We start from the raw sequence: 11188 nt of genomic DNA, 5'->3' as shown, positions 1-11188 counted from the left end.
GGAGTCGACGTGGCAGTGTCGGCACCGGCCGCCCTCGCGTCAGCCCTGGGCTCGTGCCCGCCGCGCGCGTTCCGTGAGGCGGACCATGCGGGCGTGGGCGGACTCCAGCTCCTCGATGTCGTCGACCGCCGGGCCCTCCTCCGCGGTGAGTTCCGTCCACAGGGCGATCAGTTCGTGGCCCAGGTTCAGTCCCTGCTCGGGGTCACGGACGGCGCGCCAGGCGGTGGCCGCGCTCTGGACGTTGCCGTAGGCGGCCTCCGTGTCCCGGGTGCGGCGGCGCAGGCGGGCCAGGTCGAGGGAGAGGTGGAAGGAGCGGAGCGGGTCGCCGGCCAGGTAGGCGATGTAGGCGGTCAGTTCGCGCAGCCCGAGCACCTCGGGGTGGCCGGGGCCCAGCAGGGCGGTGGCCTCGGCGACGGTGCGCTCCGCCAGTTCGGCCGCGGTGTCGATCCGCCCCGACTTCACCGCCTCGTTGATCCGCGTCATCGGCTCCCCGAGCAACGCGGCCCCCTCTTCGGTCACGGTCGCGGGCCCGTCCCCCAGTACCGCCTCGGCGACGGCGTCGAAACCCCGGGCAGGCGTGGGCCTGGGCTCGGGCTCGGTCTCCGCGACGAAGTCGGTGACAGGGGTACGGCGGGGAGTCGGGGTCGGGGCGGGTATGGCTTCGGGTGCGGGAACCGGGGCAAGCGCGGGCTTGGGGGCTGAGGGGGCTTCGGGCGTGGCGGCCGAGGAGGCTCCGGCCGTGACGGCCGAAGGGCCTCCGGCCAAGGAAGCTGTGGAGGTCGCAGGGAGTTCGGCCGGGGCGGGCGCGAGCGGCCGGGGCTCGGTGTCGAGGTGCGGCGCGGGGGCGCGATACGGCCCGGCGTCGAGACCCGGTCCGGCGATCGGCTGCGGCGCGGCGATGAAAGTCGGCCCGCCGACGGAATCCGACCCGGCACGGAACGCCGACCCGGCAACGGGATCCGCCCCGGCGCCGGAACTCGGCGCCGCGATCGGCGCCGGCAAAGCCATCGGTCCCGGCAAGGCCATGGGCCCCGGCAAAGCCATCGGCGCCTGCGCCGCGGTGTGCCCCGGTGCGGTGTCCATGGTCGGCGGCGGTCCGAACACCCCCGTGGGTGCCTGGACCGTCCCGGGAACCACGTCCGCCACGACGCTCGGCAAGAGGCCGGGCGCCGATTCCGCGACCGGCGTCGGCTCCGGCACGGCCCTCAGCGGGAACGTGGGAGCGACGTCGCGCACCGGCTCGGCGACCGCGGAAAGGAGATGGGTGGGCTTGTCCCGCCCGCCGGCCTCCCGCGCGCCTCCGCTCACGGACTCCCCCGGCTCCCCCTGCCCGAGCGACGGAGTCGCCGGAACCGCAACGGGCTCCCCCGTGAACCGGCTTGAGCCGTCCGCGTCGATCTGGAGGGCGACCACGTATCCAATGCGGTCGTCGTGGACCGTTGCGAGGACAGGATGGCCACTGGTGAGAACGAGGCGATGGAGGTGGTTCAGGACGGCATGCTGGATCTCCTCGCCGGGCGCCGCCACGACGGCCACGCCGCCGATCGACGCGCCCGAACCCGAGACCCGGACCTCGACCGGTGCCGCCGGGCACGCAGCCCCCTGTTGTTCCCGCTTCTCGCGGCTGAGTCGAGACATCGGTCCCCTCACTCCCCGGCGTCACGATCCGGTCGTACACGTGCGTACTGTCGAGTCTCTCCGCTCGCTACGGTTCCCACGTAACCGCGACGTCACAGACTCGCACCAGGAAGGAGCGCCGGCATGCAGCCACGCGGTCGGCAGAGGCCGGACCCTGAACCGGATCCGCGTCCGGGGCCGGAGATCTGGATCCGCGGACCGGTCGCCGAGCGGGAGCGAGAGGCGGGGTGGGGCTCCCTCGCCCCGTCCGCCCAGGTCCCCGTCTCCGTCCGGCACTACTCCTGGGTCGGTACCCACGGCGGCGCGGGCACCAGTACCCTCGCCGCGGTGTACGGCGGCCAGGACTGCGGACGCGACTGGCCGGGCCCCGGCGCCCCGCCCTCGGTGCTGCTCGTCGCCCGTACGCACGCGGCCGGGCTGACCTGCGCCGTGTACGCCGTGGAGGCGTTCCGCCGGGGTGGCGCACCGCTCGGCCTGGATCTGGACGCCGTCGTCCTGGTCGCGGACGCGCCGGGTCGGCTGCCGAAGCCGCTCGACCGGCAGGTCAGGGCGATCGAGTCGGTCGTCGACGTGTACCGCGTGCCGTGGGTGGAGGACTGGCGCCTCGGGGATCTCAGCGGCGGGGCGCCCCGCGGGACCGACGCGCTGCTGCGGCTGACGGGGGCCGGGCGCGCGGCTGGGCGACGTCCGTTCTGAGAAGCCGTGGCGGCCTCGGCCCTCTCCCCAGATTTTATTGCGTATGCATATAATGCACACGCTTGCATTCGAGGTTCGCGTACGCCAATCCGTCTGGGGGACCACATGACCCGCCGTTTCCTGTTCGTCCTGGGCAGCGCCCGCACCGATGGCAACTCCGAGCTGCTGGCCCGGAAGGCCGCCGAACAGCTGCCCGCGGACGTGGAGCAGCAGTGGATCAGCCTGGCCGAGCACCCCCTCCCCGACTTCGTGGACCTGCGGCACGACAGCGACCACGTCCGGCCGCCCTCGAACAGCGCCACCGGCCTGTACCTGGACGCCACGCTCGCGGCCACGGACATAGTGATCGTCTCGCCGCTGTACTGGTACTCGGTGTCCGCCCTCACCAAGCGCTACCTGGACCACTGGTCCGGCTGGCTGCGCACCCCCGGAGCCGATTTCAAGGCGACCCTGGCGGGGCGCACGCTGTGGGGCGTCACCGCGCTCGCCCACGAGGAGCCGGAGGTGGCCGACCCGCTGATCGGCACGCTCAACCACTCGGCCGCTTACCTGCGGATGCGCTTCGGCGGGGTGCTGCTGGGCAACGGCAGCGCGCCCGGGGACGTCCTGCGGGACGCGGAGGCACTGGCGCACGCGAAGACCTTCTTCGCCAGGGAGGCGCCGCTCGCGCGGTTCCCGTACGACGCCGAGGCGCCCGCCGTCTGAGTCCTACGCGGTGACGTCCCTCGTCGTGAAGCGCGCCCAGGCCGCCGAGCCGAACACCCCGGCGTACAAAGCCTGCAGGCCGAGGTTCTTGACGAGGTTGTCCCAGTAGACGGGCTCGCGCATCAGGTCGGCGAAGGACAGCCAGTAGTGGGAGAAGAAGTACGGCTGGAGCGCGTGCAGCTGGGGTATCTGGTCGAGGATCTGGATGGTGATCAGCAGGCCCACCGTGGTCGCCATCGCCGCGATCCCGCTGTTGGTCAGGGTCGATATGAACAGGCCGAGGGCGGCGATTCCGGTCAGTGACGCGGCGACGACCAGGGCGATCAGCAGCGCTCTGCCGAGGCCGTCGGCGAAGCTGATCCGGGTGCCGGAGATGGTCGTCAACTCACCCAGCGGGAAGAGCAGCGCACCCATGATCAACGCGGCGACGGCGACGACGAGGGTGGCCACGAGGCAGAAGGCCATCACCGTCGCGTACTTGGTGAGCAGCAGGCGGCTGCGGCCGGCGGGGGCGACCAGCAGATAGCGCAGGGTCCCCGCGTTGGCCTCGCCCGCGATCGCGTCGCCCGCGACGACGCCGATCGCCATGGGCAGGAAGAACGGCAGCGTGGCCGCGAGCGCCGTGAACACCAGGAACAGACCGTTGTTGGTGATCTGCGCGATGAAGGCCGGTCCCGCGCCGCCGCCCCCGCCGGCCGAAGACCCGTCCCGTGTCTCGATCTTCACCGCGATCCCGACCAGCACCGGTACCGCCGCCAGCACGCCCAGCAGGGCGAGCGTGCGCCAGCGCCGGAACGTGGTGACCAGCTCGTTGCGCAGCAGACCGAAGGTCCACAGCGGGCTCGGGGCGCGCACGGCCTCGAGCGCGGCCCCCGCCGGCAGCTGGGCCCCGGCCTGTCGCATCGGGGTCTCAGCCCGCGACATCGAAACCCTCCCCGGTCAGTGCCACGAACGCGTCCTCCAGCGAGGCCCGTTCGACCACGAAGCCGCGGACCCGGACGCCCGCCGTCACCAACGCGGCGTTCAGTTCGGCGAGTTCAGCCTCGGGCGGCTCCGCGGTCACCCGGTCCTCGGCCACCACGACGTCGGCGACTCCCTGTTCCTTCAGCACCCGGGCCGCGTCCCCGGTGTCCGGCGTGGTCACGACCAGCCGGCCGCGCGCCCCCGCCGCCAGGTCGGCCACCGCGCCCTGCGTGATGAGCCGCCCCTGTGCCATGACCGCCGCGTGCGTGCACACCTGCTCGATCTCGTCGAGGAGGTGGGAGGAGAGGAAGACGGTCGTGCCGTCGGAGGCCAGCTCCCGCACCAGCGACCGGATTTCGCGCATGCCCTGCGGGTCGAGCCCGTTGGTCGGCTCGTCGAGGACGAGCAGTCTGCGCGGCTGGAGCAGCGCGGCCGCCAGCCCCAGGCGCTGCTTCATGCCCAGGGAGTAGGCCTTCGCCTTCTTGCCCGCGGCGGCCGTCAGCCCCACCCGGTCCAGTGCCGCCGCGACACGGGCGCGCCGGGTGCGCGGGTCGGCGGTCGGGTCGGCGGCGTCGTACCGCAGGAGGTTGTCCCTGCCGGACAGGAAGCCGTACAGCGCGGGTCCCTCGATGAGCGCGCCGACGTGCGGCAGCACGGCGCGGGAGGCGCGCGGCATGGGGCAGCCGAGCAGCCGCGCCGTGCCCGAGGTGGGTTCGATGAGGCCCATCAGCATGCGGATGGTGGTGGTCTTGCCCGAGCCGTTCGGACCGAGGAAGCCGAAGACGCTGCCCGCCGGGACGGTCAGGTCGAGACCGTCGACGGCGAGCTGTCCGCCGCGGTAGCGCTTGGTCAGGCCGCGGGTCTGGATGACGCCGTGCTCCGCGTCGCCCGCGCCCGGATCCGGCTCCGTGGCGGACACTTCGTCCATCGGCTCCCTCGATTCGTCGTGCGCCAGGGGTACCTACTTCGCCGCGTTCGCCGCCTCGACCAGGGCGTTCTTGGTCACGGCACCGACGTACACCTTGCCGTCGTCCGTGATCAGGGCGTTGATCAGGCGGGTGGAGAAGACCGTGCCCTTGCCGAACTTGCCGCTCACCTTGTCGCCGAGCGAGCCGAGGAAGCCGCCCAGGTCACCGCCGCCGGCGCCGGCGCCGGACGGTATGCCGCCCTCGGAGCCGGTGTCGAAGGTGGCGATCGAGTTCCAGCCCTTGCCGAGGACCTTGAAGCCGTCGCTGCCGTCGGTGCCCTTGCCGAAGTCCTTGCCGAAGCTCTCGCCGAGCCCCGTGCCGAGGTCGTCGCCGGCCTTCGGGAGGCCCTTGTCCGACCCGGGCGCCTTCGAGGCGTCGCCCTCCTCGGTGACCTTGGCACCCTTGGGCGGGGTGAAGTCGAAGGTCGAGGCGGCCGGCTTGGCGAAGGTGACCTGCGTGAAGCCCGTGTCGAACACGGCGGCGCCGCCGGCGGCCGGGGTGAGCGTGAACTTCAGCGGCATGCCCGTCTTCGCGTCCACGGCGATGCTGATCGCGCCGACCGTGGTGCCGGACTGCTTGGGCTTGATCAGCAGCTTGTAGGCGTCCCGGCCGGCGACGTGCGCGGTGCCGTCGACGGTCACGGACGTGGTGTCGTCGACCGACTTCAGTGCCTCGTCGGCGAAGTCCTTGGGCGTGGCCGGCGGCTCCTCGCCGCGGTGGTCCTTGCCCGCCTCCTCCGCCTTGCCGTGGTAGACCTCGTTGGACTTGCTGTCGTAGCCCCAGACGTCCTTGCCGTTGTGGATGAGGCTGTATTCGGCGGCGCTCTCGATCAGCGAGAGCTTCTGCCGGTCCGGGCCGTCCGTGGCGACACGCAGGGTGTGGGAGCCGGAGACGAGCTCGGTGAGCTTGGCGGTCGGGTCCGCGGACGAGCCGTCACCCGACCGGGTGGCGCCCGAGACCAGGCCGCTCTCCAGGCCGCCGAGGTTGGGCAGACCCAGGTCCGTGTTGATCCGCACGGTGCCGGACAGCTGCTCCACGTCCGACTGGGCGATCTTCTCGATGAGCTGCTGCGCGGTGATCTTCGGCAGGTCGGGGTCGCCGGAGTCGGCGAGCGCCGGGACCAGCCCGATGGTCGCAGCCGCCAGCCCCACCACCGCGACCGGCACGGCGTACCGAGCGGCCTTGCGCCGCCCGGTGGGAAGCTCGTCGGCCTCCGGCGCGCCCGTGTTGTCGTCGGATTCGTACGGTGCCATGTGTGCCTTACCTCCGTCGTCGGCGGCGGCTGTGCTCACGCTCTGTCCCACCCTGAGCCGCCATTCTCACCCGAATCGGTGAGGAGTGGTGATTTCCGTGGTTTCCATCTGACCAAATCGGCCGTGAGGAAGCGTCAGACTGCGGAGCCAACTCCGTGTACGCCTGCGGTATGACACGAGGAGGAGGCGCCTCCCCCGACCCGTAGGGGTACGGGTCGTACGGGGAGGCGCCGCCGGGTGCCGGAGACCGGCGTGCGGGCTCAGTGCTGCACGAAGACGTAGTCCGCCTGGTAGGGCACGGCGGCGATGGTGCCCGGCGCGCAGGAGCCGGTCGGGGCGACTCCGCCGACCGTGTTCAGCCGGAGGATCTCGGTGGTGCCGGCGAGCAGCCCGTGGTGCTTTCCGGACCGGGTGGCCTTGAGGTCCAGCTCGGGGATGTTGCCGGCCCCGTTGGGCGTCTTGGTGATCACGGCGCCGGTGACGGCGCTCCCGTCCGGCGCGACCCACTGCGGGGTACCGGAGTTGGGCTTCACGAAGGAGTGCCGGATGTGGCCGCCGAGCAGGGCGCTGACGTCGCGCTGCCCGAAGGCGTAGCCGCCGCCCTCGGCGGGCTTGCACTCGTAGATCTGCTTGCCCTTGACCACGGAGGCCTGGAAGCCGCCGAGCGTGTGCCGGAAGTCCATGGCGGTGGTGACCTTGTGGAGCTGTCCGCGGACGGCTCCGCCCGGGAATTCGGCGGTGTGCAGGTTGGCGTAAAACGCGCCGGGGTCGTTCGTGAGCTGCTTGAGCAGGGCGGCGTCGGTCACCCGGACGCTCCCGGACACGGAGTACCGGCCCTTGTGCCCCTCTTTCAGCACCTTGCCGAAGTCGATCTTGACGCCGCCGTTGGTGCCCTTGGCGCCCTGGTGGATGTGCAGGTCGGTCGGCCTGCCGGTGCCGCGCCAGGCCACGGCGACGGACACCTTGTCCCCCTTGACCTTGATGAACTCCAGCGCCGCGCCGTCCCTGTCCCCCACGGCGGGGCCGCCCTTGACCGGGACCTCGTTGGCGCCGCGGAGGCTCGCGACGAGGACGGTCGCTTCCTTGCCGGTACTGCCGGTGTTCTCGGTGGCGGAGGCCGGCGCCACCGCGCCGGCGACACCGGCGCACGCGGCGATCGTGACGGCGGTGGCGACGAGACCCTTGCGGCGCGCGAAGAAGGATCGGTTCATACCCATGATTCGGTTTTCTCCCCGTATGCGACTGACGCCCCCTGCGTCAGCTTCTGGGCATGAGCACGAAGGGATCCTAGATTAGACTCAGTCCATGAATGTGACCTGGGTCACAAAAGAGAGAAAGGCTGGTCAAGCGGCCACGGCGACGAGATATGGGCCGAGCGACACTCACCCGGCCCCGTGGCGAGCGGCCTCACGCGGCCCGGTGCACCACCGCGTCGCAGAGTTCCATCAGCGCGGCCTTCGCGTCGCACTCCGGCAGCGGCGCCAGCGCCGCCCGCGCGTCCTCCGCGTACCGCACCGTGTCCCGCCGGGCCTGCTCCAGCGCGGGGTGGACGCGGAGCGCGGCCAGCGCCTCCGCGTGCCGCGCGTCGTCGGTGAGGTCGGAGGCGAGAAGCTCGCACAGCGCGAGGTCCTCGGCCAGCCCCAGCCGCGCGGCCCGCTCCCGCAGCCGCAGCACGGGCAGGGTCGCGACACCCTCGCGCAGGTCCGTCCCCGGCGTCTTCCCGGACTCGTGCGAGTCGCTGGCGATGTCGAGCACGTCGTCCGCCAGCTGGAAGGCCACACCGAGCCGTTCGCCGTACTGGGTGAGGACGTCGACCACCGTCTCGTCGGCCCCGGACATCATGGCGCCGAACCGGCACGACACGGCCACCAGGGAGCCCGTCTTGCCGCCCAGCACGTCCAGGTAGTGCTCGACCGGATCCCGACCGTCCGTCGGTCCCGCGGTCTCCAGGATCTGCCCGGTGACGAGCCGCTCGAACGCGAGGGCCTGGACCCGGACCGCCTCGGGGCCGAGGTCGGCGAGGATCTGGGAGGCGCGGGCGAAGAGGAAGTCACCCGTGAGGACGGCGACCGAGTTGCCCCAGCGGGTGTTCGCGCTGTCCACGCCGCGGCGCACCAGCGCCTCGTCCATCACGTCGTCGTGGTACAGCGTCGCGAGGTGGGTCAGCTCGACGACGACGGCCGAGGGCACGATGCCCGGCGCGTACGGGTCACCGAACTGGGCCGCGAGCATCACGAGCAGCGGCCGGAACCGCTTCCCGCCGGCCCGCACCAGGTGCTGCGCGGCCTCCGTGATGAACGGGACCTCACTCTTGGTGGCTTCGAGCAAACCCTCCTCGACAGCCGCCAATCCGGCCTGGACATCGGCTTCCAGAGCCTGGTCCCGCACGCTCAGCCCGAACGGCCCGACGACGGTCACGAGGGGTCTCCTGTCTGCTGGTGTCTGCTGGCGGTTACGCGGTTTGTCGATAGGTCGCTGCCATCACTCAAGTCAGCGTATCCGGTCAGGTTTCGATCACCGATAGCGCCCACCCGTCCAGCCCGGGCGCTATCGGAGCACGACCGGTATGTTTTCGATCAGTCGATATGACCAAATATTTATCGACTCCAGAGGATGCAGCACTCTTTGTCCGTCTGCTTACCCATTCGTCCGAATGGCGGCCCTCGCGCCCGAGCCGCTCACGGCGGCCGCCGGGGCCCGCTCCGGCGGCGACCATCAGGACAACGACGGGCCCCGCCCGGCGGGTTCCACCATCCGGAGCGCCTCACCCCCTTCACGCCCCCGCCCACCCTCCGCTCCGCCCGTCGGCCCGTCCGCCGGCCCACCCCACCCACCGGCTCACCCACCGGAGCAAACGGCGACACCGTCCGCCGTCCGGCCCAACCCGAGTGACCGCAGGTGCGGCGCGCCTGTGATACGAGCCACTTCCGGTATCGGACAAAACGACCTACAAGGGGTGGTGGGCCCATTCCGCCGAACGCGGGAAAAGGACTCTTTCGTCGCCCTCGCGAAACCCCCTTCCGACCCGCATGTCCGCTTTGCCGTGAATATTATTCCAGCCTTATTCCGTGAATTGGGTCACTCCACCCCATCGGACCACCAGAGCCCCCTTTGACCCATTTCGCCTTGCCGCGTCGGCCAGTTGAGGCTTGGCAACCGCAAAGGATCAAGCACCCCATACGCCTCAGACCAAGGTCAATCGGTGCGTTATGTGATTCCGAGTCTTGTTCCCGACATGTGCTCTCGCATAGCTTCCGGGCTGTCGGGCGGAACGCCGAATCCTGCCGCCGCCCTACGCACCCATCGACGAACTCATTCGCCGTAGGCAGGAGCGGGGGAACCCAGGTAAGTCGCCGGACCGGTCGGCACATGTCGCACCGGAACGGCGGGGTGAAGTCAGTGCCACCTCACGGTGGTACGGCCGGGCACCTCCCCGCCCGAACCCGACAGCTCACCTCGTAGGCGACGGAGAGGAACTTCGCCATGTCTGCTGCCGCTCAGCACACCAGCACCCGCTCGTCCCGCCTCGTCCGCAAGCTCGCCCTCGTCGGCACCGGTGTCACGGTGCTCGCCGTCCCGCTCGTCGGCGCGACCGCCGCCTCGGCCGCCCCGACGGCCACCACCCCCTCCACCACACTCGCCGGGTACCCGAACAACCTCGACGGCTGGATCCGCGAGTCCCTCGCGATCATGGCGGAGAAGCACATTCCGGGCTCGTACAACGGGATCCACCGCAACATCATGCGCGAGTCGTCCGGCAACCCGCGGGCCATCAACCTGTGGGACTCCAACGCGGCCAAGGGCATCCCGTCCAAGGGCCTGCTGCAGGTCATCGACCCGACGTTCAACACGTACCACGTGGCCGGCACGTCGTTCGACATCTACGACCCGATCGCGAACATCACCGCCGCCTGCAACTACGCGGCCGCGCGGTACGGCTCGATGGACAACGTCAACAGCGCGTACTGACGCGTCCACCCGAAGCGGTAGAGCTAAGCGAAGAGTCTTTCGAGGACGACGGCGATGCCGTCGTCCTCGTTCGACTTCGTGATCTCGTCGGCCACCGCCTTGAGTTCGGGATGGGCGTTGGCCATCGCCACGCCGTGAGCCGCCCAGCGGAACATGGGGATGTCATTGGGCATGTCCCCGAAGGCGATGGCCCGTTCGGCGCTCAGGTCGAGGTGTTCGGCGGCCAGCGCCAGGCCGGTCGCCTTGGTGATGCCGCAGGGCTGGAGCTCCACGGTCCCGGGCCCCGACATGGTGACCGTGGCCAGCGAGCCCACCACCGCGCGCGCCGTCCGCGCCAACTCGTCGTCGGACAGGGTGTGATGGCGCAGCAGGACCTTGCTGATCGGCGCGCACCACAGGTCGTCGCGCCGCCCGACCCGCACGGCCGGCAGGGTCGGGTGGGGCATCAGATACCCGGGCTCGATGAGCGTGAGCCCGTCCACCCCGTCCTGGTCGACGGCCGCGTACACCTGGCCCACCTCGGCCTCGATCTTGCCGAGCGCGGTCTCCGCAAGCTCCCGGTCCAGGGTGACCGACCACAGCAGCCGGCCCGCGCCGGCGTCGTACAACTGCGCGCCCTGTCCGCACACCGCGAGCCCCGTGCTGCCGAGGTCGTCGAGCAGTGGCCGTACGCGCGGCGCCGGGCGCCCCGTCACGACGAGGTGCCGCGCGCCGGCCTCCGTCGCCCGCGCGAGCGCGGCACGGGACCGGTCGGAGAGGGTGTCGTCGCCGCGGAGCAGCGTCCCGTCCAGGTCGGTGGCGATGAGTGCATAAGCAGGGGGTACGGCCATGATCAGAGAATACGGACACCACGCCCCTGAGACTCACGGTGTGTTTCGGCCCCAAGTGAGGCCCGGTGACTCCGAGATGGCGGTGTGCGAGGGGCCCGGACTGTGGTTCGAGGGCGCCGGTCGCGAGAACGCCCTGGACGACGAGACCGCGGCCCCGCCCGCACCG

At 71.2% G+C, this 11188-nt stretch carries 10 protein-coding genes and 1 riboswitch; of the genes, 3 read left to right on the top strand and 7 right to left on the bottom strand.

Annotated features, from left to right (window positions below; genetic code table 11):
- Positions 1-39: 39 nt before the first annotated feature.
- Positions 40-1638 (bottom strand): tetratricopeptide repeat protein, encoded by a 1599-nt coding sequence (locus ACWGKT_RS23890; RefSeq protein WP_453275283.1) that lies wholly within the window; start codon positions 1636-1638, stop codon positions 40-42.
- A 123-nt stretch (positions 1639-1761) separates the two neighbouring features.
- Between ACWGKT_RS23890 and ACWGKT_RS23885 the strand changes: the two genes are divergently transcribed.
- The gene (locus ACWGKT_RS23885) at positions 1762-2334 is read left to right on the top strand and encodes a DUF6668 family protein (RefSeq protein WP_453275282.1); all 573 of its coding nucleotides are present in this window, start codon (positions 1762-1764) and stop codon (positions 2332-2334) included.
- Between the two features lie 105 nt (positions 2335-2439).
- Positions 2440-3039 carry a flavodoxin family protein gene (locus tag ACWGKT_RS23880; RefSeq protein WP_356144164.1) on the top strand — a complete coding sequence of 200 codons (600 nt, stop codon included), beginning with the start codon at positions 2440-2442 and terminating at the stop codon, positions 3037-3039.
- Between the two features lie 3 nt (positions 3040-3042).
- On the opposite strand, the gene ACWGKT_RS23875 is transcribed toward ACWGKT_RS23880, so the two are convergent.
- The 5 genes from ACWGKT_RS23875 to ACWGKT_RS23855 form a co-directional block, all read right to left on the bottom strand.
- On the bottom strand, positions 3043-3963 hold the full coding sequence (locus ACWGKT_RS23875) for an ABC transporter permease (protein WP_453275281.1): 921 nt from the start codon (positions 3961-3963) through the stop codon (positions 3043-3045).
- The gene (locus tag ACWGKT_RS23870; RefSeq protein ID WP_453275280.1) at positions 3950-4930 is read right to left on the bottom strand and encodes an ABC transporter ATP-binding protein; all 981 of its coding nucleotides are present in this window, start codon (positions 4928-4930) and stop codon (positions 3950-3952) included. The genes ACWGKT_RS23875 and ACWGKT_RS23870 overlap by 14 nt, the downstream gene beginning before the upstream one ends.
- A gap of 33 nt (positions 4931-4963) precedes the next feature.
- On the bottom strand, positions 4964-6223 hold the full coding sequence (locus ACWGKT_RS23865; protein ID WP_453275279.1) for a LolA family protein: 1260 nt from the start codon (positions 6221-6223) through the stop codon (positions 4964-4966).
- Positions 6224-6483: 260 nt separating this feature from the next.
- The gene (locus ACWGKT_RS23860) at positions 6484-7440 is read right to left on the bottom strand and encodes a CHRD domain-containing protein (protein WP_453275278.1); all 957 of its coding nucleotides are present in this window, start codon (positions 7438-7440) and stop codon (positions 6484-6486) included.
- A 190-nt stretch (positions 7441-7630) separates the two neighbouring features.
- Complete coding sequence (locus ACWGKT_RS23855; protein WP_356144156.1) at positions 7631-8641, bottom strand: polyprenyl synthetase family protein; 1011 nt, start codon at positions 8639-8641, stop codon at positions 7631-7633.
- 889 nt (positions 8642-9530) lie between these two features.
- A riboswitch (cyclic di-AMP (ydaO/yuaA leader) is annotated at positions 9531-9703 on the top strand.
- Between the two features lie 3 nt (positions 9704-9706).
- Between ACWGKT_RS23855 and ACWGKT_RS23850 the strand changes: the two genes are divergently transcribed.
- Positions 9707-10192 (top strand): transglycosylase SLT domain-containing protein, encoded by a 486-nt coding sequence (locus tag ACWGKT_RS23850; protein ID WP_453275277.1) that lies wholly within the window; start codon positions 9707-9709, stop codon positions 10190-10192.
- Positions 10193-10215: 23 nt separating this feature from the next.
- Here the strand turns inward: ACWGKT_RS23850 and ACWGKT_RS23845 are convergent, their stop codons facing one another.
- Positions 10216-11022 (bottom strand): HAD family hydrolase, encoded by an 807-nt coding sequence (locus ACWGKT_RS23845; RefSeq protein ID WP_453275276.1) that lies wholly within the window; start codon positions 11020-11022, stop codon positions 10216-10218.
- Between the last annotated feature and the right edge of the window lie 166 nt (positions 11023-11188).

It is taken from the genome of Streptomyces sp. NPDC054794, assembly GCF_053611585.1.
Note: the sequence above shows the minus strand (reverse complement) of the source record. Positions and strands in the feature narration are given on the sequence as shown.